This window comes from Bdellovibrio sp. BIS2, from assembly GCF_055398295.1.
In genome coordinates, this window is the sequence record NZ_AP035879.1 from 3334441 (window position 1) to 3359159 (window position 24719).

The following is a 24719-nucleotide window of genomic DNA, read 5'->3' on the forward strand; positions in this document are numbered from 1 at the left end:
AAACCGCGACGGGACCGATGGCCCAGAAAATCCACGAAAACTTGTTTTCTTTATGCAAAAAATCGATCACGCTGTCTCATAGCGAGAAGGAGCTATAGATGAAAGCACCCCTGATGACCCTGCTGGTTTCCCTGCTGATGATCGGCTGCACCAGCACCCCAAAGAAAAATGCGTCGGCAAAAAAAGCCGGTGATTTCGTAAATACGTTCATTCAAAAACACAACATCCCAGGCGCTTCTGTCGCCATTCTGAAAGATGGCGAGATCATCCACACGGACAACTTTGGTTTTGCAGATATAGAAAACAAAACGACGCCGCAAGACACCACCTTGTGGCGCATCGCCAGTGCCAGCAAACCCATCACGGCTATTGCCGTGTTCAAAGTGCTGGAAGATTCCGGTGTCGATCTGGAAAAAGCTTTGAACAAACCTGTTTTCGGCCCCCGCGGCTATCTGCCAAAGTACCGCCAGATCCGCGATCAGCGTGTTTACAAGATCACCTTGCGTGATCTGCTTCAGCATTCCGCGGGTTGGGATCTGAGCGTCAGTGGTGATCCGCAGTATGAAGTCTATACGATCGCCAAAAAAATGAAGACTCCGGTTCCTGCCAGCGCAGAAACTGTGATTTCTTATGTATTGAAGTATCAAAAGCTGGATGTGGCTCCGGGGAAAGAGTTCCACTATTCCAATCTGGGTTTCAATATTCTGGCGCGTATCATCGAGTCCCTGTCTAAAATGCCTTATGAGCAATATGTGCAGCAAAAGGTTCTGCAACCTCTGGGCATCACCGACATGAAAATTGCCGGCAACACTTTGCAGGACCGCCTGCCAAACGAAGCCCGCTATTATGATGATCCCCGCTCTGCACCGAATAAGTCTGTTTTCGACAACAAAACCATGGGGCCTCAATCCTACAACGGCTATGTCTTCCACACCATGGATGGACACGGTGGCTGGCTGGCGACTCCGTCAGATCTGGTGAAAATTGCCAATGCCGTAACACCTTGGAACAAAGGTGTGCAGATTTTGAAACCTGAAACGGTGGCGGTGATGACGGCCCCCGTGACCACCATCGGAAATCCGAACGCGTGCCTGGGCTGGGTGTGCATGGATGGTGGGAAAAACATCGGACACGCCGGCGCCTTGGAAACCGGCACACTTTCTTACTTCACTCGTCATGGTGATGGCTACGCCTGGGCCGTTGTGTTCAACCGCCTGCCGGTACAAAAGCTGGAAGAAATCGGCCTTTTGGGTAAAGAGCTTTTGGATGGTGTAAACGGAGAACTAAAGTAAGTTCTTGCTGTTTTTAAGGTGAGCCCACTCGGCCTCGTACATTGAGGCATCGGGCTTGCGGATCTTTTCGGGCGCGGGGCTGACGTATTCAGCCTTCACCCCATCCCAACCAACATAGTGACGGGTGCGGCCTTCCTGGCCGACTTCAAAATTCGGTACCAGATAAGTTTTGCCTCCACCATTAGGGATATCCAAAGACAGATTCGGCATCGCAAGGCCGGACAAGTGCCCCCACAGCTCTTTCTGAATTTCCAGTGAATCTTCCACAGAGGTGCGCAAGTGGTCCGTCCCCAGTGACGGGTCACACTGGAACATGTAGTAAGGCTTCACACGCAGGAACAGCAGTCTTCGATTCAATGCCTGCACCAGCGCTGGATGGTTGTTGATACCGTTCAGCAGCACCATCTGGTTCATCACCGGAACACCGTTATCCACCAGTCTTTCCAGAGCTTCCACCGCCTCGGCAGTCAGCTCGTCCGGATGATTAAAGTGCGACATCAAAAACACCGGCTTGTGCCTTTTTAGAATCTGCACAAGGTCTTCGGTCACACGCATCGGGCACACCACGGGCATGCGGGATCCGATGCGGATGATCTCAACGTGTTCGATCGCACGCAAATCACCCAGCACGCGATCCAGTTGCTTGTCACTGACCGTCAGCGGATCGCCGCCGGAAAGAATGACTTCACGAATCCCGGTGTGAGATTTGATATAGGCCAAAGCCTGTTCGTATTCTTCGTTGCGGATGAAAGCCTGCTCTTGCCCCGTGAAATGCTTGCGGGTGCAAAAGCGGCAGTAAACGCTGCAGATATCTGTGATCAGGAACAACACACGGTCTGAATAACGATGGATCAAACGAGGGGCTGCCTTGTTCTGACGTTCGCCCAAAGGATCCAGCATCTGCTGTTCTCCGTCTTCGATTTCAAATCGATGAGGCATCAGGATCTGGCGAATGGATTGACCGGCAGAACCTTGAGCAAGGCTTGCATAGTACGGCGTGGTGCGCACGTTGAAGAGTTCTTTCCCACCCACAAACGCAGCCTTTTCATCCGCACTTAATTCAAAATGCTGGGCGAAATCGTCCTGGGTTTTCAGGGAATGGCGAAGCTGCCAGGTCCAATTATTCCAATCGGATTCGGCGATATGTTCAGGCCTTTTGCTTCGCGGGAAATGAAACTTCATGGCTGTTTTATACTCTAAAAGTGACCGAAAGGGGCGCTTTTTCAATATTTTGCCTTCTGCCCGAAAGTCAGGTCTAAGTATACGAAATTAAAACACTTTTGGCACTTCTCACGATGGGACACCAGAAGTTCAACAGGCACCATCGCCCGTGCAATGAATCTCAACATGAGAACTCTTAGCTATTTCCTGTGTTTAGGGCCATTGGCCCGAACCTCGGGTTTTGGCCCGGCCTTCGCTTTACATAAGTGTAGATAAAAGGGACTGGATGTTCCCTTCATATAGGAGGACTTATGAAATTCACTTACCCGCAAAAGAAATGGGTTCTGACGTCGGCTCTGCTGGCTGTCTTGGGATTCAATGTATCGTTCAACACTCATAATGACGGAATTGCTTCCGCAGACTTCGCTTCCACAAGCGGCGATCTGACTGAAAGCAAGGTTTACACCGCTGAAGGTGTGATGCCCGTTAAATACATTGATAACGGTGATGAAGAAGTCCTGGCTTTGGTTCCAAAAAGAACAACTGAAGGTAAAGTCTGCGAAGGCAAGTGTGGTTACGACACCATCGTCCTGAGCGCTAAAAACAAATCTGATATCGATGCACTGAATGTTGAGCTGATGAAAAAATTGGCTGAACAAACAGCCGCGCCTAAAAAGAAAGTGGCTAAAAAAGAAGAAGTGGCGGAAGCGGATGCTGAGGCTACGGGTGAAGAAGTTGTTGAAAAGAAGGTGAACCACTTTGAAAAACTGCGTAAAGAGTGTAAAGAACACAAAGAATCTGCAGATGCACTTTCTTGCCTGGCTTCAGGTTTCACCGAAATTTTGAATGACAAAAAGAAAGATGTAGAATCTTCTGAAGCCTCCAAGTTCTTCACAAGCGCAATTCAGCCTCTTCTGGTTGAACAGCTTACTACTATCAGATCCTCCCTTCAAATTGATGAACGTGTCAAAAGAGGCATGATTTCTTTTGATGATAATATTTCATACCAATGGGCCAAAGAAGATGCGGAAAAGCTAAGAAAGGACACCTTAGAACTCACGAGAAAGCTTATTGCAGACATCCCGAAAAAGCATGAAATGGTTCGTTCTAAGCTTTTGTCAGCACAGGCAAATCTATTAAAGTACGAAGCTGAGCAAGCGGCAGCACTGACTGCGTTGTCTCTAAAAACAACCAACCCGCAAGAATTCGCATACTTGAGCAGCGAAGCAGAAATTCGCCGTAGTGAAACCAGCGTTTTGGAGACACTTCTGAAAACCAACAGCCTGCATGGACTGCAGTCGGCAGCTTCTATTGGCAACCTCACTGAACAGCAGAAGATTGCATACGGGACCTTCCTGACTGAATCTTACCTTGCCTTTTTGAATGCCCTTAGTGGAAAAACAAGCGGCACAGTTAAAGATCCAGGTATCGACTTGTCCGGCCGCCTGCAGAATCCAGGTCGCGGCACCATCGGCACTATCCAGAGCCAGGTACCAACGACGTCTATCGGGACTTTGCCAACAACGCCGACAACACCAGGTACGATCCCGTCCGGAGTTTCTTCCAGAACCGGCGGCACGGCACTGAGCACTCAGCCACAAATGCAACTGAATGTTCACCCAAACAGCAGTGGTGTGACTTTCGGAACCCCACGCGATGCGACGGCCGAAGCCTTGCAACAAAGAGCACTGATCCGCGGCCGCCAATAACAGCTAATTGATTCAATCCTCCCAAGGGTCCATGAAGGACCCTTGTCCTATTGAGAAAGGAGAACAAAACATGAAAAAAGTCATTCTTGCGCAAACAATCATAATGACTGTTTTGATGGGTTGTTCTTTCTCGAAAGATCAGAACAAACCAGCCGTGCCGTCTGAAACGCCGTTGGCCCAGTCAGCCAAAACCCCTGAGAACGCCTTCCAAAAACTTATTCTTGAAGCTGAACTTCATGACCTGAAGGACGCCATTCAAACCAAGTCCCAAGCCGATCTAAATCAGAATTTTCCAGATGGCAGCACACCACTGGAGAATGCAGCCTTGCGTGGTGACGTTGAAGTCATCCGGCACCTGGCTCAGTTGGGCGCCTCACCATTCGTGGCCAATACCACAACTAAGAAGTCTTTGTATCAGGAAGTCGGCACTCTAAAATTAGAACAAAAGAAACCAAGCTCCTTAGAGCTGTTTAAGTACCACGCTCTCAGGGCGGGCATATCACGATCCAAGTCGCAAATTCGAAGTCTTCTTAAGAGCAAGTCTTTTGAAGAGCTGCTGACTTTTGTCATCACCAATCAGACTCCGGCCTCCGAGGTTATCCCCGCAATTACGCGTGGATATCGCGACCATGAAATTCCTTTGGCCATAATAGAAAAGCTTATTAAAGTTCCCTCGATGCAAAATGACGAGCTATTTGAAAGGCTGGTAAAAGATGCTTCCTATATTCTGCTTGGCGAGCTTGATACCCAGCTAAACAAGGTTCTTCCGCATTTCGCTTTGGCAGAGTTTATATCTGGAAAAATGCCGAATAAATTCCATGGATATTGGCACTATAGCGATAAAGAAGACCGCACCTACTTTGTAAATCCATCGCTTTTGCTATGGTGGCGAAATATCAAATATCCGGCTAGACACGAAAACTTCAGCACTTATCTGCAAAAAATCACACGTTTTCCTGAGGCACTGGCAACAATCTATTGCCCGGGAAAGTGTAAAACTATCGACGAAGCAAAATTCTCGATCACTATCGATGAACTCCGCAACGATGAAAACTTTTGGGGTAACACCATCCTAAATGATTCATTGGCAGAAGCCAGCGGGGACTTCTGGAACCCGGAGGAAGAGGAATGAGAAATCTGCTTATTTCGAGCCTCCTTGCCTGCTTAGTAGTGGGTTGCGCATTTCAGAAAGACCAGGCTGATGAAAAATACGTCCCTACAAGGTCGGTAGAATCTCCGGCTCAATCAATCTTTCAGGCCGTGAAGTATGCTTCCTTCGAAGAAGTTCAGTCACTTATCGAATCCCGTCCCATGCCGGATTTGGCAACAATTGAAGAAAACGGACAAACCCTTTTAGAAGTTGCTCTCCAGAGGGGAAATCATACTATCGTCAGTCTTTTGATTGCGAAGGGAGCTTCTGCCTTTATCAAAGGATCCAGCTTTCACAAAAAACCATACCTGCTAGTTCGGGACTACAGCCCGGATTCCGGAGGGGCCATTGGAGCATGGGCGATGCTCCAATATCAAAACTTGTCGACCTATGGCACTTTGGAGAAAGCTTGGGCTCACTTTCAAAAAATCAATCTGGGCTGTTCAGATCTATTAAATATTCACTCGTTCATGAGTGTCTTTTCAAACACTTTCAGCAATACCGTTCTTGGGCTGGCAGAGACCTATTGCCAGGATAATTTGGACAATCAGAATTTAAAAATTTGGCTGTTAGGGGAAATCATCTCCCTGTCCCGTCATCCCGATGGAAATCTAAATTATCTTAAGTATCTTTTAAGCCGTAAGAAAATCGACACCATGGAAATAGAACTTCCAGTTGCCGGAGGCAAACTGGTTGGAACTCCGTTTGCCTTTATTAAACTGGCTTTGTCGTCTAAAGACCTTGCTCCGCAACATGCCCAACTAACAACGGCCGCCGAACTCCTTCCGCAGACGAGGAGCTATATTACTTTTAAGGCAAGCGAGGACATTCCCCTTATTTCCAGAACCTTTTTTGATTTGGATCACATGACCGAACAGGAAGCTGAAGATCTAAAGAACAAATATGTCATGGCAACAGGAATGATGGGCGTAAAGAATATGCCCCTGTGCCTTATGGGCTGCCACATCACTCCGTACCTAATGGATGAAAACTAGCGCATCATCACGCGCAGACGAACCGGTTCGCCCGGACGAAGAGTCGTCAAATAAGTACGGAAGATATTCACTTTGGCTTTCTGGAAGACATCCGTTCTTTGCATGCCGAAACGGTAGTCGCCTTCAAGTCTCCAGACCGGTTTGGACCAGCCCTGTTCCGTGATGATTTCAGCTCTTTGGATGCGGGCCCCGTTGGGATTCATGATTTGAACCATGACTTCCTGATATTCGGCTTTGCTTTTACGCAAAAACACCTGCTGGAAAGTCGGTTGATCAGCAAAGATCATTTCGTTGGCCACTTCAGTCCAAGCCTGAGCTGCCGGAGCAGATAACATCACCAGAGCCAACAAAGACCCTAAAAGCGCTTTCATAGAACCTCCGATTTGAGTTGCTGACCTGATATTACAAATCCTTGGGAAGTTGTCCATGATGTTTTAAGGCAAAAAAAATCCCGGGGGACTTTCGCCCCCCGGGCCCTGCTCACCACCAAACAAGATGTTTCAAGTAGTCATCAAGCTGTCGTACAAGTTGCAATCGTGCTGTAATCAAAAGCTGATGGCGGCTTTAGATGCAAATCCAAATGTAAACCCGTTATCCAGGTTTCCGTCTGCTCCAGACCCATTTTTCCAAGCTTCGCCTGGGAACAGAAGACCGACCTGATTCACCCACTGGATTTTATCACTGTGTTTGTAAACCACGTCGATATCCCATTCTAGGCCCAGATCTTTTGTAGAATCAACAGAAGAATTCTGGGTCTGCATCAATTGTGCATAAACCAGAGTGTTGCGTAGGTCGACTCTTTCGGACCAAGCATAGTTCACGGATGGAGCAAGATAAATGGCGTTGCTTACGTATTCATCATCCGCAGAATTTCCAACAGTCAGGTTCGGATTGGAACGATAAGCGTTGGTATTCAGGAAGTCTTTCATGCCCAAACGATGATTGAACAACAACATCGCCACATCATAGTTCTGATTGAAGGCATAACCACCGAAACCGGAAGAACCACCGTCTTCACCCGTCGCCATACCCGCACGAACTCTGTAATCCCATTTGGATTCTTTGGCCGGAACTTCGAATTCCAAAGCCACACCGAAACCATTCAAGGACACAGAATCACCACCTGCGGTCAAAACACCTGTTTCACCGCTTTGGAAACCGGCTTCCAATTTGAAACCGAAGGAATCAAAGCCGCGTCCAAACACCACATTCGTGCGCTGAACATTCATGCTTTCGCCAACAGTTGCACCCGCGCCGCCGATAGCCTCAACCTGATCCGGAGTTTGGTAACCCAAAGCCTCTTTCACGCCTTTGGAAGTTTCCTGATAAACGCCCAAAATGGTTTTGTTTTCTGCATTTTCATACTGAAGGTGCAAACCCATTGTAGAGATAGAACCACCCTGACCGTAGCCAGTGGACTGTTTGCGGCCCAAAGAAGGCATGAAGAACCAGTCGCCCACCACGATTTTGTAACCCACGATATCACGCGTGTCATACCAGTGATCGAACAGACCTTTACCCGCGTTGTAAGTCATACCCAAACCGAACTCAAACGGAGTACGCCCCACAACCAAAGCGCCGTATTCCTGATTCACAGTCAGATAAAGCTGGCTGACACGAACGTTTGTGGAACCTTGGTTTGTGGAAGAAGCCGCAGCCGCGTTGGAGTTCAAACCCCAGATTTCACCCAGTTGAGAATTCGGATAATCTGCGCTGTTCAGAATATCGAAACGGGAAACAACGTTCACACCGTCTGCCGCGATCACGGTCGGGCTTAGATAAAGATAGTTGGTACCGTAAGCTTTTCTTTCCGTCGGGGAACCCAAAGATGGACGGTCAATCTCAGTCCATTCAAAGCGGTAACCACCGCTCCAATCCAAAGACAGGGCGTGAGCCGCCGGAGTCGCCAAAGCGACAGAAAGACCCAGTGCTTTCAAAAAGTTCTTTTTCAACATCTTCATTCCTTTACTTGGAAACCACGCCCATCACGTCCGCTTCACGCAGAATAATGAGGTCTTCATTTTGAATTTTGATTTTAGAGCCTGCATATTCAGAGAACACCACTTTGTCCCCGACTTGCACGTCCATCGGACGCACATGACCTTTTTTGTTCATGTGCCCGCGTCCAACAGCCACCACGAAACCTTGCAGGTTCCCGGAAGTGTCGGCCACGGAATCAGGAATATACAAACCACCCGGGGTCATTTTCTCGGCACCAGAAACCTGAACCATCAGACGGTCGTCCAAGGGAGTGACAAAGCCACTCAAATCCAGTTTTTTAACAGGGGCAGATTCACGCACCAAGTGAGAAGTCGCAGGCTTCGCCGCCGCTTTCTTTGGCGCAGGCTTGGCAGCTTTCACTGCCTTTTTAGCGACCGGCTTCTTGGCCACAGCCTTTTTCACTGCAGGCTTTTTGGCAGCAGCTTTTTTAGCTGGTGCTTTAGCAGCGGTTTTCTTGGCAGGAGCTTTCTTTTTTGCGGGAGCTGGTTTTTTGGCGGCTTTTGCTGGAGATTTTTTTACGCCGCTTTTTTTGACGGTCTTTTTAACGACCTTTTTTACACTGGCTTTTTTAGCAGAAGATTTCTTCTTAGCCACAAACAATCCTTTCACAAAGGCAACTTATGAAAAACATTTTCAAAGGTTGTTCACCGAGTGAGTTTCGTACTACTCTGTCATCTATGATGCGACCACGATTAAAGACTATTTTATTGGCTTTTACAATCCTTCTGACGCTTGTAATCATCTGCGGGCTTGGGATTGGCGTCTATTCCTACTTTGCACTGGAAAAGGAACTGACCTCCAAGCTGGAGTCAAAAAAGTTCATCGTTCCGACGGAGTTTTATGCAGCTCCACCTACTTTCCAGTCGCACAGTCAGATTCAGATTTCCGACATCGAAAAACAGCTTCTGCGTCAGAACTATCGCCGTCGAGAATTCGATCAACGACTGCTCGCTGGAGATTACTTTATTGCCACACGTGAGCAGTGCGCCGCGCGCCTGCAGGTGGGATTGGACGAAAACCAGGATGCCTGCATCGGCTGGGTCACACAAGACACCCGCACTCAGGATGTTGACAGCTCCATTCAGATTCTGGTCGTGCAAAAGGACCGTTTGATTTCCCGCATTTTCAAAGGTGCACCCTTTGAAGAAGTGCAAGAGGCCGTCAGTGAAGCCCCCTTGCTTGCCCAATATATCGGCAACGAACCCCTGATGCAAAAAACCGTGACATTGGGAGAGGTTCCCCCGATGTGTTCCAACGCCGTGATGTCCATTGAAGACGCCCAGTTCCTGGAACATGGCGGGGTCAGCTTCAAAGGCATCTTCCGCGCCCTGGTTAAAAACGTCACCTCGGGCCGCCGTGCTCAAGGGGGCAGCACGATCACTCAGCAACTGGTGAAAAACTATTTCCTGACCAGCGAAAGAACCCTGAAAAGAAAGTATCAGGAATTCATCATGTCCGTGCTGCTGGAGTCGCGTTTCAGCAAAGACCAGATTTTGGAAACTTATCTGAACGTGATCTATCTGGGACAAAACGGCGCTTTCCAGGTGCGTGGTTATGGCGCGGCCGCCCGCTACTATTTTGGCAAAGAACTGACCGACCTGAATATCAGCGAATGTGCGCTGATGGCCGCGATCGTGAACAGCCCGGGACTTTACAATCCGTTCAAGAAACCAGAAAACGCCGAGCGCCGCCGCAATCTGGTTCTGACAAAAATGAAGGGCCTGGACTACATTTCGCAAGCCCAGTTTGATGAAGCCGATCGCCAGCCACTTCCGAGCGCACCCCGCACGATCGCTTCCGAGACAGCCCCCTACTATCTGGATGCGGTTCGCAAACAACTGACGTCTCAGGGACTGAGTCCCGATGGCCTGAAAATCTACACCGGGCTTGACCTGGAAGCGCAGGAAACAGCGCAGGATGCCTTGCGTGGCCACCTTGAAAATCTGGAAAAAAACAACAAACACATCTCGGGCCTGAAGGCCAAAGGTCACTCTTTGGAAGGAACCGTTCTGGTTGGCAACAATCAAACGGGCTTGGTCAGCGTGGTTGTGGGCGGCCGAAACTTCCGTATGACTCAATTCAATCGCGCCATCGACGGACACCGCCAGATCGGCTCGATCATGAAGCCCTTCGTTTACTTGACAGCCCTGCTGAACAAAACCGAAACGGGCGAACCGTACACTCCGGTGACTTTGCTGAACGATGAAAAGTTCACTTATAAATATGAAGGTCAGGCCTGGTCCCCGGAAAACTATGGTAAGAAATTCTTCGGCACAGTGCCGATGTTCTATGCGCTGAAAAATTCCCTGAATGCGGCGACGGCCTCTCTGGGGCTTGCGGTAGGACTGGGGAACGTGATTGACGTGACCCACGAAATGGGCGTGACTTCGCAGCTTAAATCCTTCCCGGCAATGACTTTGGGTGCATTTGAAATGTATCCAAAAGAAGTTCTGCAAAGCTACATGACTCTGGCAGCAATGGGACAAAAACCCGCGCTGTCTTTTATCAGACGCGCTTTGAATTCAGACAATGTTGAGGTCTTCGTACACGATCCTCGCCCAACAGGGACTGTGGACCCTGCCGCGGTGGCAAGCCTGGTGAGCATGATGAAACAAACCATTTTGTCCGGGACAGCACGATCCATCACCCTGAACGGGTTCTTCAACCCGGCAGCCGGCAAAACCGGAACTACCAGCGACAATAAAGATGCTTGGTTTGCAGGCTTCACCCCTTACATCACAACAGTGGTGTGGGTTGGTTACGACAACAATCTTACGCACAAGCTGACAGGCTCCAATGGCGCCGTGCCGGTATGGACTCAATTTATGAAAAAAATCGGAACCCGTTTCCCGGCGGATGATTTCCCATGGCCGGAAAACACCGAAAAAGTGATGCTGGATCAAAAGACGCTGGAGGCTTTGAACGCCTATAAAGAAGGTGATCCAACTCAAGTGGAACTCGTATTTGACAAGGCCAAATCACCCGACCTTTGATCTGAAAACCGCCACCAGCGCGGTTTTCAAAGCTTCGTCTGATAGAATTGACGAATGAATAGATTTCTTTTTGTCGTTCTGTGTGCCGGAGCTTTGACCCTAACAGGGTGCAATCATTTTGGTATCGCATTCAAGTGGGCTGACACTTACATCGCCTCAAAGGTCGATGACTATTTCGACATCTCAAGCTCGCAAAGCCGGGATCTGAAAGACGGCGTGCAAAAGGATCTGGGCGAACTTAAAGCCGAGGTTCTGCCCCAGTGGATTGCCCGCCTCAAAGGACTACAACAGGAAGTGCAAAAAGGCACTCTGGATTCCTCCCGCACCGGTTTCTATTTTGATCTTTTCCTCAAGGACGTTGAGCAGATCAACGCCCGCTTTTCCGATACAGCCGGAAAATTCATTGCCTCGACCCAGCCCAAGCAACTCGCCACCTTCGCCCGGGAATTTGAAAAGAAAACCCAGGCGGATCTGGACAAGTTTCATCAGACATCCAAATACCGCAAAGAAATGCGCAACAAATACACCGAGTACTTTGAAATGTTCCTGGGCTCGCTGACCTCAGAACAGGAGAAAATGATCAACACCCACCTGGATTCATCCCCGTTCCCCGGCGAACTGAAGGCGCGCAACAAAGCCCATATCCTCAGCCGCTATCAGGAACAGATGACCACTCCCGAAGCAAAACGAGAGTTCCTGAAAACCTACTACAACAATCCCGCCGCCATGGATCTGGCCGAATACCAAACGGCCTTCCGCGAATACAAACACCAGTTGCAAAAACTGGTCATCGAGGTTCTGGGATCCATGAATTTAAAGCAGAAAAAAAATCTGATCGAAAATCTGAACGAGAAAACAGCACAGTTGGAAAAAATAGCAAAGGCGGGTTAAACCCGCCTTTTTCTTTTAAAGTTTGATTTCCAGGCCTTCGTGGGCAAAGTCCCACTCGACCGGCGGAAGAGAGTTCTGATTTGCCGAAGCAAAACGCTGACGGGATTCGTAGTATTCCTTCGTCTGCCGTTTCAATTCCTGCACATGCTCAATACGGGCTCCCGGATCGTGGTGGGCAAAAAGAACCTTCTGAATGCCTTCCCGAATGGCGATATCCAAGCCGACCTGTGCAGCACTGTGGCCCCAGTTGGCTTTTTCTGCCAGCTCCGGCAGGGTGTATTGGGCATCGAAGTACATCAGGTTCACATTCTGATAAAGCGGCAGATCTTCCCCGAGCTCATCGCGGGTGATACGGGTGCCTTCAGTATCCACGCAGTGGGCATAGGACTTGCCACCACATTCCACCTTCAAACCCCAGCAAGGATCCGGGTGATCCAGCTTGTACGGCGTGATGGTCATGTCATCCAACTGATAGGGTTTGCGCGGTTCCATGACGTGGAAATGAATCTTTGCTTTCAATGCCTCAAAAGGCACCGGAAAATACGGCCGCTGAAAGATCCCGCGGATCAGTTTTTCCAGTTCCGGCTGCACAGCATAGTAGTGGACTTCGCAGCCTGGAATAAAATGCGGGGTAAAGAACGGCAGACCGATCACATGATCCCAATGGAAGTGAGTCATGAAGATATGGAAAGGGCCTTTGCCGCGACCGGTGGTGCCGGTCATGATACGTTCGCTCAAATTGCGGATGCCACTGCCACCATCCAGGATCAACTGTCCTTTGGGGCTTTGAATTTCCACGCAGGTCGTAGCAGCACCATAGCCGCCGACCTGGGGCACATCCAAACTTTGAATATAGCGGGAAATCTGGGATGGGTCGCGATAACCGGCCGAGAAGAAGTTTCTAAGAACTCCTTCCACATGATAAGTCCAATCCGTAGGTGGAGGCGCAGATGGCAGAGAGCCCCTAACCCCCCAAAATTTTATCGTAAGCGACATATATGGAACAGAATGAACTGTTTAGAAACACGAATCAATCTACATATTATTGGGTCGGGCTTTTGTCATAATTCACGATCACAAATTCAGACGATGGTACAGCCTGACAGGTGCGAACAACTCGACTTACCTCTTTATTTTCAGAAGTGAATCCCTGCTCAATCAGGGCTTCACAGGTGCCACAATTCCCTTCCATACATGAGTATGGAGGATTCAATCGGGCGATCAAAGCCACATCCAGCAACGTGCGGCCAGATTCTGCTTCGACTTCATATTCGCAACCATTGAGGATGTATTTGACCTTCATTCTGTCATCACATCATCGCCGGGGTCGTACCGCCAAATACTTTCTACTGCTAAGCGATATTTACCGGTAATTCGGCCCATTAGAGTTTTTACTTTGTGTTTTGAAAGAATATTTACTACCACTCTTGCGGAGTTGTAACGTGCCCCAAAGTTACGGAACTCGCAGAGCGGCATAGATGACCGCTGTTTAATTCAAGGACGTATGTAGAGGAGAGCTTATGATGCTCAAAAAACGTGTTGTGACTGCCGCTTTGGCCGCAGCCCTTTCACTGATGATCACTTCCCCGGCACAGGCTGGATGGGAAGTTCTTAAACCTGCCAATGCCTGGGAAAAAATCAAAAAAGAAGTGGCAAAGCAGGAAATCGGCGGCAGCCTGACCCTGGTGAATGCAGATATCATCGACGGTATCTCCACTTCCCTTCGCTATAAAATCGAGTCCGAGCCTTCTTACGTCGACGGCTACTACACTCGTATCGACAAATACATCATGGACGTCGGCGTGGATATCGGTGACCTGATCAACGATATGGACAGCCCGGTCAGCTTTGGCATTAACAAAGGCACAGAAATCATCTTTGCCCGTCAGTTCAAATCCCAAAAGGACTCTTTGCTGACTTTGCCATACACAATGAGAAACCTGCCGTTGACGGCAGAAAAAGCCATCACCCGTCTGGTTCCAGGCGACTTCGTGGCATTTGAAGGCAAAATCAGCCTGATCCTTTCCCTGGGCTACGACACCCTGAAAGGCTCTTTTGAAGCCGGGGCATCCACTCACGCTTACCTGTCCGGCAACTTCATGGTTCACCTGTTCCGTATGGCCGACAATAAAATGCGCGTGAAACTGATCGCCATTCGTGGTGAAGGTGTCGGCGCCAACGCCGGTGTTGAAATGGAAGACCTTGAAGTTCTGGGTGTAAACCTGATCGACAACCGCATCGAAAAATGGCTGAACTTCGTTCCTTTGAAAGCCAGCGCCGGTTTGGGCAAAAACGACGTGATCATGCTTGATTACGTGTTTGACCTGAACAACGCGCAAGCAGCTCAGGCCTATGACGGTCTGATGCAAAATAAAGTTATGTTCAAGGATGTGAAGATCCTGAATCCGCTGGCGTCCCGCAAAGACCTTCAGAACCAGCTTCTTGCTGACCTGACGGATGTTGAAGCGATCACCATGGAAGACGCTCAAGCCCCGGCTCAACAGCGCCGTATCGACCGCGTGTTCAAAGGCTCCTCTGAAGGTGTATTCCGTGATGCCAGAACCAAGTTCTCTTTGAGCCTGCTGAAATTCGAAGCCGGTCGTGCTTACGGTGAAAACAAAGTTCTTTCCTTCGACAAAAAAGACCAGGAAAGACACTTCCTGCTGGATACTTTCTCCAAATACAAAAAGTCCAAGATCCTGTTTGGTCTGTTCGGTGAAGAAACCCTGGCGACTTCCAACTTGTTGTTCACTTCCAACAACAAATGGGCGCCTCAGCGTTTTGTGACCCTGACTTCCAGCAACGAAATGAAAATGCGTGATGTTTCTGCCCGCGACTTCCGCGAGATCCAGAAAATCGTTCAGGAAACCATCGGTCAGAAGGAATACAACAAGATCCCTTGGCATCTGTGGTCCTTTGAAAACGGCAAGATCGTGAATGGTTACTTCAAACAGGAAGTCTTCTTTAATCCGGATGCGCTGGCTTATCTGCCATACATGACGAAAGAGGCTTTTGTGGCGAAGTTCAAAGCTTACATCGCAACCAAAAGCCGTCCTCGCTCCACACCGATCATCGGTGGTCTGATCCCGCCTAAAGGTGCGATCGGCAACTGGATGGCGGCATTCACGGGCGATATCAAGCGCATCGCAGACCGTCTGCAGATCATCATCAATCCGGCAACCACTGTTGAAAAACGCTTCGAAGCGTTTGAAGACCTGCAGGAAATCGGCATTTGGCGCGAACGCGGCGTGGGCTTCCTGATGTCTCTGGTTCCAGAAACATCGCAGCACCAGTTGATGCGCTATGAAATGGTGTTGTCAGCAAAAGGCAACACTCCGATCCAGTACAGCTTCGGCACTTTCGCCGAAGAAAGTCTGTACCGTTCATTGATGTACATCCAGAACATCATCCACAACCGCAGCTTTGACCTGCGTCTGTTCACGGATGATGCCGGTGAGTACCGCACTCACACGAAGCCAGCTCCATTGATGTAGTTGAACTGTAAAATCAGAAATTCAGAAATCCCGGGTTGTGAAAGCAATCCGGGATTTTTTTTAGAATGAATCGACAAAGACTTCCAGCACCTGGGAATTGTAGGCATCACTGGTGAACAGAACATGGCTTGATGTGGCCATCGTGCTGTACCAGACGCCGGTATTACCCTGCAGGCCCGGCATATGGTTCTTCAAACCAGTACCATCGCCCTTCACAGAATACAGACTCAAAACACCGTCTTTGTCGTTATCCGCACGGAAGAACACTCGATCTGTCAGCACCGACACAAAGGTGTCATAGATGTCTGCATAGGAATTCAAAGTGACCAGCTTTCTGCTTTCAGTTCCATCCCACTTCACAGCATACAGGTCCCATTTCCCCACGGTTTCGATCAAGCCCGTGTAGACTATCGTTTTGTTGGCGTCATTCAGAAACTTAACGGCCGTTCCGTTATTGGCGTTTACCTGACCGCCGGCATACGGAGCCTGACTGATTTTTCTCAGATCAGACCCGTCCAGATTCATGCTGTACAATTCGTAGATGTCCGGTGCCGACTCACTGAGAGCGATCAACCGCTTGTTCGCCCCCTCCGTCAACGTTTGATACAAAGATGTGTGCGACGTCGCGGGAAGCCCCGGATTCATATCAAAAAGCGTCTGATCAGAAATACGGAAGGTCTTCAGCACTGTGCGTCCGTCGGTCACAAAGTCCCCATTGATAACCGCATATTCAGAGTCTTCAGAGAATCGGCACCCCGCCCCCATACGCGAAGTGTCCACCCCTTGCGCCGCCATATGGTTCACACCTGCGGGATTCGCTGCAGAGGCCACTTTCACATCATTGCGACCCGCAGTGACCGTAACACCCCAATAACAAACCCACTGGGAATCCGGCGAAATCACAAAGTTTGCGATATCAAAAGCATTGCCGATGACCGAGTTCAACCGGGTAATAGTGCCGCTGCCGTCCACAGCCACCTTCGCGACCTCGAATTTTTCATCAATCGCGTAGTCCCAGCGAATCACCACATAGCTGCCGTCCGGGGCCACATCCCACAAGGTGTAGATCACACTGTGAGCAAAGTCAGGAGTCACTTTGATGTGACCAGTTCCATCCAGATTCACTGAATGCAGCTCCGGAATCGTGTCGTTTGTGATGTCGCCGACATAGTAAATCTTCTGAGTCGCCTCATTGAACTTAAAGTCCGTGATTGCCCCGTTAGGATTGGTGATTGGGACACTGACCTTGATCGGCGCAGCCCCGTTGCTGTCACCCACATAAAGCTCCAGCAAACCAGGGGTGTCCTGATCAGCCGTATAGATAATTTTCGCCCCATCAGCAGTGAATAAAAACGAAACCAACTTGCCGCCCCCGACAGGATAATTCTTCGTCACACGGACGACATTGCTGCCATTGGGATTTGCAGCATAGATATGCATTTCGCCATCCACGTCAGGATTTCCCCGGAAAGCGATTTTAGTTCCACTCGCCGGTGGTGTCCCAAAGAAATAGTCCCCGGAACGAATCAACGGCATATTGATCTTCACTGTCGGACTGGCAGCAAGCCCGAGGCTTGAACGGTACAGGCCATTGACGGCGTCAATGGTGTCATCGGCAAGCATCATGACGGTATTGCGGCCCCAGTCAAAGAAATATTGTGTAAGACCGACGTCGCCGTCAGGGTTGGTGATGACAGGACTTAATTTCCGCGTGGAGCTGCCATCAATAGCAGACAAATACATCTCGTACTTACCATCAACTTCAATATCAGCGACATAGGCCACCCGGTCTCCTTGAGGACCGATCTCAAGAACCGGATAGTCACGAATCACGACTGGAGTTGACTGGGTGGTGAGCAGAACCGGGCTGCCCGTACCATCAGCTTTGATCGCAAAAAGGTCCATTTTCATTTCACCAGCTGCTCCCGGATCCACACCGGTCGCATCGGCCTGATAGACGATGTACTTTCCATTCGGAGTGAAGTTGATCACTTTGTCTCTGAATCCATGAAAAAGGCCATTGCGGTTCACCGTTGTTGTGGTCAAACGCAAAAGGCCGGTCCCATCGGCATTAGCCACATGCAGATCATAGCGGTTTGCGGTGATGGACTGAGTGAAAGCAAGCTTGGTCGAATCCGCGGACCAGGTCCACGCGCCCACATCCATCGTGGTCAGCGTGCAAGTGTCGGTAATACGGGCTTCCGTCCGAGTGTGCAGATCATAGGCAAACAATTCCAGACATGTCGCCAGGGCACGGTCCGATCGATAAGTGATATAACGGGAGTTCGGACTGAAGGACCCCATCAGACTTATACCACTGATAGTGGCACTCGTAAGGTCAATCAGCTCTCCCGTCACCAGCGAAACCACACCAAAAGCCGTGCCGCCGTTGGAGAAAGTTTTATTATCCCGGAATGCCACCCATGTACTGTCCGGACTGATCACATAGTCTGACTGCACTGACTGAGCGGGGCCCATCGCAGGTCCAAGACGACGCAAATTCGTGCCATTCACATTTACAGCGTAAAGATTGATCGCTTCATCAATGTCCTTATCCATACGGAACACGACAGTTGATCCATCCGGAGAAATTCTGAACTCACGCACATCCCCACCGGCCACCATGGTTCCATTCAGCTTCGTTTGTGCACCCGTCAGAACATTGATGGCATACAGACTGAATTCATTGTCGGCCGAACCCACATCCCCAATAGCAATGACCGTGCTCTGATCCGGCGTCAAAGCGTAGGTTGTCACGCCCCCTGTTGGATTGGCCGAGGTTGGTCCCATCAAAACACGGTCTCCGCTGCCGTCAAGTTTCACAGAATGCAGTTCTTTTAGCTGTATGCGGCCCACAGTTTGACGAACATACAAGGCCCGGCTGTGCTTTGGAACAGGGGTGATCACCGAACTTGTATCCAGGGCCCACTGCCCCGACATCGGATTTATCCGGGTCAAACCAGTCCCGTCAAAGTTCACAATCCCAAGATCCACCAGATCATCGTTTCGCAACGGAGAAGATAGAAGGACACGCCCCGAATCCCCATACTGCACGATCTGGCGTACAGCCGGATAACCAGTCGATGTCACGTCCGGGCTGATCTTCTGCCATTGAGGATATCTGATCGTCACAGATTTTGTTTCTGAGACATTTCCTGCCGTATCAAAGTGCTGAATATAAAAATCAATGGAACTTGCCGTCTGCGCCGACAAGTCCATGCGAAGCTCCCACTGGTTCAGCGCAGAGCACACCAGGAAATGTTCAGTCGGCAGGGACGTTACAACTTTCACCAGATTCAAAGCATCAGAACAAGCCCCCGTGATCGGATAGTTCGCACGCAACGAAGATACCGGATAGTTGTCGGCATTGTCCGGCGCATTCACGGTCACCGTCGGCGGAGTCAGATCCACAAGAATGGTTTTTGTATCGAGCGATGTTTTTTTGATCTCAGTTTCATTTTGTGAAACCGTCATCTGGATTTCTCCCTCGGACAAACCATCCAGATCCAGAACCACCTCGAAAGTCTTTGATGCATCACAAAGACCCTCGAAAGTTCCACGCCCCTCCAGAGAGATCTGCACAGGCTCACCCACATGCTGGCACGAACCTTTGATGACGTAAGAGCGAATGTTGGAGGAATTAATGGCCTTGTTGCTTTCATCCAAAACGATGAACAACTGATTACGACTGGTCAGATCCTCAAGATTAGCCTCGATGGAACAACCCGCGAAAATGAATATCGCCACAAGGACGTACAGGATATGCAATACCATACAGAATTTATCGGAACCCCCAAGGCCCCACTGAAGGATTTTGCCTCTGAAAATCCCCTGTTTTTCCGTATCTGGTCCCACACCGGGTTGATTTGAGAATATGGAACTTATCATTCGGAAAAGCATGAGTTTTCCTTCGACAAATGGAGCGCAGCTCGCGAGTTTCCTCGCCTTTGCCGCCCACCAAGGGACCTAGGGACCTTTTAGACACCCCCTGAAATAGTTTCCTTTTGCTCCCAGCCCCCCGAAAAGAGGCCAAAAATACACCACCTTACGCATTCCTAAGTATATGAAATTACTTAATTAAGTTAAGGCCTTGCCGTGTCTCATTATGGAACGCTTATTGCAATACCTTGGACTGACTATGGAACAAAGACGATTTAAAGACATTGTGGCATTCAAATGGAACCAAGGAGCTCCCCTGGCTTTCCATGCCCGCAATCTTGAAATCGCCGAGATTTCTGAAGACACCTGGAACCAGATGAGTCAGGAATCCTTGGGTTCTGACGATGCCGCCGTGGCGCTGAAAAACTGGGAGCTGGAAAACAGCCCTGACGTTAAATCCGGCCGCCTTTCTGTGGGCATTCGCAGCCTGACTATCAACGTGACCCAGATCTGCAACTTGAAATGCACTTACTGTGCAGCCGGTGGCGATGGAACTTATGGTTCCGCTCAAACCAAAATCAACGTTGAAAAAACTTTGCCGCAGTTGAAGTTCTTCCTGGAGCGTGTTCCTGCCGGTGGCAGATTCAACATCACGTTCCTGGGCGGCGAACCGTTGCTTTACCCGGACGGCATTCAGGAAATCGGCAACTATGTTCGTTTGATGACCGCGGGCCAGAACATTCACGCGTCTTTTTCGATTGTGACCAACGGCACTTTGATCAACGAAAGAACTTTGAAAGTTCTGACTTCATTGAAAACCAATGTCACCGTCAGCCTGGACGGCCCGGCAGAAACCAACGACAAGGCCCGCCCTTCCAAAGACGGTCGCGGCAGCACTTCGTTGGTTGTTGAAGGTCTGAAACAGCTTGCTGCCGTTCGCGAATCCCTGGGTCGTTTGACTTTGCACGGCGTTTTCAACCGTGAAAACCTGGAGCTGGTAAAAGCTTACGAGTTTTACAAAACCCTGAATGCGGACCGCTATGAGTTCACTTACTCAGTGGAAGAAAATGACGATGCCAGCAACAAGCTGTTCGTCGATCAGATGAATCAGATCGCTGAAATGGCCTTCAAAGCCGGCGGCGAGGAAGAGCTTCGTAAAGTGGGCATCTTCGACCAGTACTTCAATGCACTGGACAATCAGCAGCAGACGGAAAACTTCTGCGGCTCTGGCAAATCCTTCCTGATGATGGATGCCAAAAACAACCTGTTCACTTGCCCTTGGGAAGTGGGAAATCAGGAAGAAAAAGTCGGACAAGGCACAGACGTTGACTTTGCCCGCATGGAGGCCGAACAGGCGCCATTGATTGAAAAAAACAACTGCCAAAGCTGCTGGGCCCGGTTCCTATGCGGTGGCGGCTGCATGTTCATCCACAAGAAAGGCACGGGCAGCAAGCACCAAAAGGACGGTCAGTTCTGCTTCCGCACGCGCAGCTTGATTGGAACCACTTTTATGTACTATAAATTAAGCAGGGCCACCTGCTAGAGGAAACTATGACACAGCAAACACATATCAAAAAAATCAAACCTCTGAAGCCCAAACCTTCATCCACTACCAAGCTGGCCGGTCCTGGCGGCGGTACTGGCGAAGGCTGCATCCCGGTTCGCTAATCAGAATTGATTAAACTTTAAAGACAGGTTGTATGACTCTTCCTCCCTCCCTTGAAGAGAAATCCGGAGCCTCCAAAAGACGCTCCTACCAAGCACTTGCGCTGCGAATGTTGTTCGCAGTGGGGATTTCTTTTTTCATCGGCCAAACCAACCTGGATTATCTTGAGTCCTATCTTTACGATCTGCGGGTTCGCACAAAAATCCTCAATTCCACTTCCGGCAACGTCGAGCTGATTTATATCACTCCACAGACTGTTCAGTTCTATAAAGGTTATCCTTCCGCCCCGGAACAGATTGCTCTGTTGAAGGCTCTGAATGACAGCGGCGCTAAAGCCATTGCCTATGATTTTGCCTTTGATGAGGTTCCAGGAACGCTTGACGAAAAGAATGCCTGGGAATCAGCCATTGTTGCTTCTCCGCATGTTTTTGTCGCCGGTCGCACGACGCCCATGAAGGGTGAAGAAAACCAGATGTTCCTGCAAGAGCCTCTGGAACAGGTCTCGATTTCTCCTGCACCCAAGACAACCGATCTGGTGAACTTTGCCAAAGACGGTGTCACCCGTCGTATGATTCTGACTTATCAGGACCGCCCTATGCTGCCGGTGCGATTGGCAAGTCTGGTGAATCCTCAGGCCATGCAAGTGGACAGCATCCGTGGTCAGTTTGATTTCTATGGCACTGACCAGGCGTACATCGATTTCCATCCGGCGCGCTCTTACCCGGCAACTTCCTTTGAAGCTATTCTTAAAGGTGAAGTGAACCCTTCCCGTTTTAAAGACAAAATCATTCTGATCGGGACGGATCTGGGCTTGAATGAAGCTGAATACATCATGACTCCGTTCAGCCGAGAAGTGACCGCCATGACCCGCATCGAGATGCAGGCCAATGTCATCGACACATTGATCAAAAACTCGGGCCCGGTGAAAGTTTCCGGCTACCTAAGCTGGCTGTTTATTCTGATTGCGTCGGTTTTGACCACACAAGTGGTGCTGACGATGAAACCCACCCGCGGCCTGATTGTTCTGGGCGCGACACTCTTGGGGTTTGTGATTCTATGTGCGGGCGCTTACTGGGGCTTCGGATTGTGGCTGCCAATGGCGGCACCGCTGCTGACAATCTTCCTGTGTTATTACTTCTTTATCCCTTACCGCCTGATCGTGGAAAACCGCCGTAGCTGGGAGTACTATCAGAAGAATAAACTGCTCAGCCAGGTGGAAGAGCTTAAAACCAACTTCATTTCCATGATGTCCCATGACTTGAAAACGCCAATTGCGCGCATTCAGGGCATGACCGATGTGATTTTGACCGACTCGGTCGCACTGAGCAACCAGCAGCGCGAGGCCGTGGACACGATCAAACATTCCTCTGATGATCTATTGAAATTCATCAATGCGATCTTAAGCTACGGTAAGATTGAAAGTCAGGGCGTGCAGCTGAACATGCAAAGCAAGGACATCAATAACCTTCTGCAAGAGGTTATCCGCAAGCACGAGTTCCTGGCCAAGGTGAAACGCATTCAAATCGTGTCGGAACTGGAGCCCATGTTCCCGGTTCAAGTCGACCCGGAGCTGATGAAACAGGTGTTCTCGAACCTGGTGGAAAACGCCATCAAATACAGCCCGGAAGACACGAAAATCATGGTCAGCAGCGAGGAAACACCCTCTAAGGTGATCGTTCAGGTGGCCGATCAGGGCCCGGGCATCCCGCAGGATGAATTGCAGAATATCTTTATGAAGTTCTTCAGATCGAAAAACGTCAAATCCTCCCCTATCAAGGGTTCAGGGTTGGGCCTGTATCTGGCGAAATACTTCACGGAATTACATCAGGGAAACATTTTTGTAGAATCTTCCCATGGTAATGGTTCCACATTTACGGTAGAACTACCCATCGAACAAGGGGGCACTCATGCTTAAGGTTTTGGTTGTAGACGATGATCAGGGCTTAAGACTTTCGGTAAAGTCCGCACTTGCGGTTACTCAGCGCTTCGAAGTTGATGAAGCTTTCGACGGCGTCAATGCCATGGAGAAAGTGAAAAACGGCGACAAGAAATACGACCTTGTTCTGCTTGATGTCGACATGCCTCGCATGAACGGCCTTGAAGCCCTTCGTCAGATCAAAGAATTCGATCCAGGCATCATCGTTATCATCATGACGGCCCACGCGACCTTTGAATCTGCCATTCAGGCAGTGAAAGACGGCGCCTACAACTATCTGCAAAAACCTGTGGCTGGTGATGACCTGCTGGCTTTGATCGACAAAGCCGTTAACGCCCACAATCTGATTTCCAATATCGCCGCCTCTGCCCCCGTGATGGTGGAAGAAGGCCGCAAAATCATCGGTCATACCTCCCAGATGCAGAAGGTGTTCAACATCATTCATCGTCTGGCGAAAGTGGAAACCCCGGTTCTGATCCGTGGTGCTTCCGGTACGGGTAAAGAACTGGTGGCGAAAGCCATCCACTTCAACTCGGCCCGCAAAGACGAAAAATTCGTGGCAATCAACTGTTCTGCTATCCCGGAAAATCTGTTTGAATCCGAATTGTTCGGTCACGAAAAAGGCTCTTTCACCGGCGCTGACCAGCGCAAGATTGGTAAATTCCAGTTCGCTGAAGGTGGCACTTTGTTCCTGGATGAAGTGGGCGACATGCCTCAGCTGATGCAGGTGAAGATCCTGCGTGTGCTTCAGGAAAAACTGTTCACTCCAGTGGGTTCCAACCGTGAATTCCCTACGAACGTGCGTATCATCGCTGCGACCAACCGTCCTTTGGAGGACATGATCAAAGCCGGCACTTTCCGTGAGGACCTGTTCTATCGCCTGAACGTTGTACCTATATTCCTGCCGGCTTTGGCTGAACGCAAAGACGACATGGAACACATGGTGAACATCTTTATCCGCAAGTTCAACCAGGCCCATGGCAAACGCATCACTGGCATCGCGCCGGATGCCATGGCTGTTTTGAAAAAACACAGCTGGCCAGGAAACATCCGTGAGCTTGAAAACGTGATCGAACACGCTTTCGTTCTGGAAATGTCCAATGTGATCACGATCGCCTCTTTGCCGGAAGCTTTGTTGATCGCGACAGGCACAAACCTGATCGACGTTCCTCCGGTTCAGGAAACCGCTCAGAACGTGGCTTCTGCGGGCATCAGCTCTGCAGTTCAGGCTCACGCTTCTTTGGGTGATGACGAAGACGGCGATGTCGGTGGCATGGATCTGGACGAAGACGACGGCGAGATGATCGCTTACTCTGGCGAAAATCTGGATTTCAACGCCCAGAAAGAAGCCTTCGAAAAAGAATTTATCATCAAGGCTCTGAAAACCTTCCGCGGCCGCATCAATCAGACAGCATTGCATGCGAACATTCCAAAGAAGACTCTTCTCAGAAAAATCGAAAAGTACGGCATCATCGCCAAAGACTATTCGAACTAAGAAAAGGCCGGGACATCCCGGCCTTCTTCGTTAGCACTCCGAACTTTCAAATCGCAA

Annotated in this window: 17 protein-coding genes; 10 read left to right on the plus strand and 7 right to left on the minus strand. The window is 49.7% G+C overall.

Translation table 11 applies throughout. The annotated features are described in order from the left end of the window. Positions 1 to 98 precede the first annotated feature (98 nt). Positions 99 to 1292 carry a serine hydrolase domain-containing protein gene (locus tag ACZ520_RS15840; protein WP_088564189.1) on the plus strand — a complete coding sequence of 398 codons (1194 nt, stop codon included), beginning with the start codon at positions 99 to 101 and terminating at the stop codon, positions 1290 to 1292. Here ACZ520_RS15840 and ACZ520_RS15845 read toward each other — a convergent pair. Further along, positions 1284 to 2474, minus strand: a complete 1191-nt coding sequence (locus ACZ520_RS15845) for a KamA family radical SAM protein (protein WP_464126460.1) — start codon at positions 2472 to 2474, stop codon at positions 1284 to 1286. The genes ACZ520_RS15840 and ACZ520_RS15845 overlap by 9 nt on opposite strands. A 290-nt stretch (positions 2475 to 2764) precedes the next feature. Between ACZ520_RS15845 and ACZ520_RS15850 the strand changes: the two genes are divergently transcribed. From ACZ520_RS15850 to ACZ520_RS15860, 3 genes are all read left to right on the plus strand, one after another. Further along, entirely contained in the window at positions 2765 to 4162 is a 1398-nt protein-coding gene (locus ACZ520_RS15850) for a hypothetical protein (RefSeq protein WP_464126462.1), read from the plus strand. A 70-nt stretch (positions 4163 to 4232) separates the two neighbouring features. Then, positions 4233 to 5294: a hypothetical protein gene (locus ACZ520_RS15855; RefSeq protein ID WP_464126464.1), complete on the plus strand. Its 1062-nt coding sequence runs from the start codon at positions 4233 to 4235 to the stop codon at positions 5292 to 5294. After that, the gene (locus tag ACZ520_RS15860) at positions 5291 to 6307 is read left to right on the plus strand and encodes a hypothetical protein (protein WP_416479954.1); all 1017 of its coding nucleotides are present in this window, start codon (positions 5291 to 5293) and stop codon (positions 6305 to 6307) included. The genes ACZ520_RS15855 and ACZ520_RS15860 overlap by 4 nt, the downstream gene beginning before the upstream one ends. Here ACZ520_RS15860 and ACZ520_RS15865 read toward each other — a convergent pair. The 3 genes from ACZ520_RS15865 to ACZ520_RS15875 all read right to left on the minus strand — a co-directional run bounded on the left by ACZ520_RS15865 (position 6304) and on the right by ACZ520_RS15875 (position 8902). Next, positions 6304 to 6678, minus strand: a complete 375-nt coding sequence (locus ACZ520_RS15865; RefSeq protein ID WP_088564184.1) for a hypothetical protein — start codon at positions 6676 to 6678, stop codon at positions 6304 to 6306. The genes ACZ520_RS15860 and ACZ520_RS15865 overlap by 4 nt on opposite strands. Positions 6679 to 6852: 174 nt before the next feature. Then, positions 6853 to 8262: a hypothetical protein gene (locus ACZ520_RS15870; protein WP_374031231.1), complete on the minus strand. Its 1410-nt coding sequence runs from the start codon at positions 8260 to 8262 to the stop codon at positions 6853 to 6855. 10 nt (positions 8263 to 8272) lie between these two features. Beyond that, positions 8273 to 8902 (minus strand): co-chaperone GroES, encoded by a 630-nt coding sequence (locus tag ACZ520_RS15875; RefSeq protein WP_416479952.1) that lies wholly within the window; start codon positions 8900 to 8902, stop codon positions 8273 to 8275. 113 nt (positions 8903 to 9015) lie between these two features. Between ACZ520_RS15875 and ACZ520_RS15880 the strand changes: the two genes are divergently transcribed. Together ACZ520_RS15880 and ACZ520_RS15885 are read left to right on the plus strand one after the other, a co-directional pair. Further along, positions 9016 to 11301 carry a transglycosylase domain-containing protein gene (locus tag ACZ520_RS15880; RefSeq protein WP_088564181.1) on the plus strand — a complete coding sequence of 762 codons (2286 nt, stop codon included), beginning with the start codon at positions 9016 to 9018 and terminating at the stop codon, positions 11299 to 11301. Positions 11302 to 11355: 54 nt separating this feature from the next. Further along, positions 11356 to 12192 carry a DUF6279 family lipoprotein gene (locus ACZ520_RS15885; protein WP_464126466.1) on the plus strand — a complete coding sequence of 279 codons (837 nt, stop codon included), beginning with the start codon at positions 11356 to 11358 and terminating at the stop codon, positions 12190 to 12192. A 15-nt stretch (positions 12193 to 12207) separates the two neighbouring features. Here the strand turns inward: ACZ520_RS15885 and ACZ520_RS15890 are convergent, their stop codons facing one another. Further along, positions 12208 to 13110 (minus strand): MBL fold metallo-hydrolase, encoded by a 903-nt coding sequence (locus tag ACZ520_RS15890; protein ID WP_232469045.1) that lies wholly within the window; start codon positions 13108 to 13110, stop codon positions 12208 to 12210. 124 nt (positions 13111 to 13234) lie between these two features. Then, on the minus strand, positions 13235 to 13495 hold the full coding sequence (locus ACZ520_RS15895) for a 2Fe-2S iron-sulfur cluster binding domain-containing protein (protein ID WP_374031235.1): 261 nt from the start codon (positions 13493 to 13495) through the stop codon (positions 13235 to 13237). 217 nt (positions 13496 to 13712) lie between these two features. On the opposite strand from ACZ520_RS15895, the gene ACZ520_RS15900 reads away from it, so the two are divergent. Next, entirely contained in the window at positions 13713 to 15686 is a 1974-nt protein-coding gene (locus ACZ520_RS15900; RefSeq protein WP_464126469.1) for a hypothetical protein, read from the plus strand. A gap of 60 nt (positions 15687 to 15746) precedes the next feature. Here the strand turns inward: ACZ520_RS15900 and ACZ520_RS15905 are convergent, their stop codons facing one another. Beyond that, entirely contained in the window at positions 15747 to 19460 is a 3714-nt protein-coding gene (locus tag ACZ520_RS15905; protein WP_464126471.1) for a TolB family protein, read from the minus strand. Positions 19461 to 19791: 331 nt separating this feature from the next. On the opposite strand from ACZ520_RS15905, the gene ACZ520_RS15910 reads away from it, so the two are divergent. The 3 genes from ACZ520_RS15910 (at position 19792) to ACZ520_RS15920 (ending at position 24662) form a co-directional block, all read left to right on the plus strand. After that, positions 19792 to 21108, plus strand: coding sequence for a radical SAM protein (locus ACZ520_RS15910; RefSeq protein ID WP_464126473.1), 1317 nt, complete (start codon positions 19792 to 19794; stop codon positions 21106 to 21108). Positions 21109 to 21340: 232 nt separating this feature from the next. Further along, complete coding sequence (locus ACZ520_RS15915; protein ID WP_416479945.1) at positions 21341 to 23146, plus strand: ATP-binding protein; 1806 nt, start codon at positions 21341 to 21343, stop codon at positions 23144 to 23146. Beyond that, positions 23139 to 24662 (plus strand): sigma-54-dependent transcriptional regulator, encoded by a 1524-nt coding sequence (locus tag ACZ520_RS15920; RefSeq protein WP_464126476.1) that lies wholly within the window; start codon positions 23139 to 23141, stop codon positions 24660 to 24662. Before ACZ520_RS15915 ends, ACZ520_RS15920 begins: the two co-directional genes overlap by 8 nt. Positions 24663 to 24719: the final 57 nt, after the last annotated feature.

Bases quoted from the DNA above. Each gene is read 5' to 3' on its own strand.
- ACZ520_RS15900 (WP_464126469.1), top strand. From the start codon at position 13,713: ATGATGCTCAAAAAACGTGTTGTGACTGCCGCTTTGGCCGCAGCCCTT.
- ACZ520_RS15845 (WP_464126460.1), bottom strand. From the start codon at position 2,474: ATGAAGTTTCATTTCCCGCGAAGCAAAAGGCCTGAACATATCGCCGAA.
- ACZ520_RS15860 (WP_416479954.1), top strand. From the start codon at position 5,291: ATGAGAAATCTGCTTATTTCGAGCCTCCTTGCCTGCTTAGTAGTGGGT.
- ACZ520_RS15885 (WP_464126466.1), top strand. From the start codon at position 11,356: ATGAATAGATTTCTTTTTGTCGTTCTGTGTGCCGGAGCTTTGACCCTA.
- ACZ520_RS15905 (WP_464126471.1), bottom strand. From the start codon at position 19,460: ATGGTATTGCATATCCTGTACGTCCTTGTGGCGATATTCATTTTCGCG.
- ACZ520_RS15855 (WP_464126464.1), top strand. From the start codon at position 4,233: ATGAAAAAAGTCATTCTTGCGCAAACAATCATAATGACTGTTTTGATG.
- ACZ520_RS15865 (WP_088564184.1), bottom strand. From the start codon at position 6,678: ATGAAAGCGCTTTTAGGGTCTTTGTTGGCTCTGGTGATGTTATCTGCT.
- ACZ520_RS15915 (WP_416479945.1), top strand. From the start codon at position 21,341: ATGTTGTTCGCAGTGGGGATTTCTTTTTTCATCGGCCAAACCAACCTG.
- ACZ520_RS15910 (WP_464126473.1), top strand. From the start codon at position 19,792: ATGGAACGCTTATTGCAATACCTTGGACTGACTATGGAACAAAGACGA.
- ACZ520_RS15840 (WP_088564189.1), top strand. From the start codon at position 99: ATGAAAGCACCCCTGATGACCCTGCTGGTTTCCCTGCTGATGATCGGC.
- ACZ520_RS15850 (WP_464126462.1), top strand. From the start codon at position 2,765: ATGAAATTCACTTACCCGCAAAAGAAATGGGTTCTGACGTCGGCTCTG.
- ACZ520_RS15895 (WP_374031235.1), bottom strand. From the start codon at position 13,495: ATGAAGGTCAAATACATCCTCAATGGTTGCGAATATGAAGTCGAAGCA.
- ACZ520_RS15920 (WP_464126476.1), top strand. From the start codon at position 23,139: ATGCTTAAGGTTTTGGTTGTAGACGATGATCAGGGCTTAAGACTTTCG.
- ACZ520_RS15870 (WP_374031231.1), bottom strand. From the start codon at position 8,262: ATGTTGAAAAAGAACTTTTTGAAAGCACTGGGTCTTTCTGTCGCTTTG.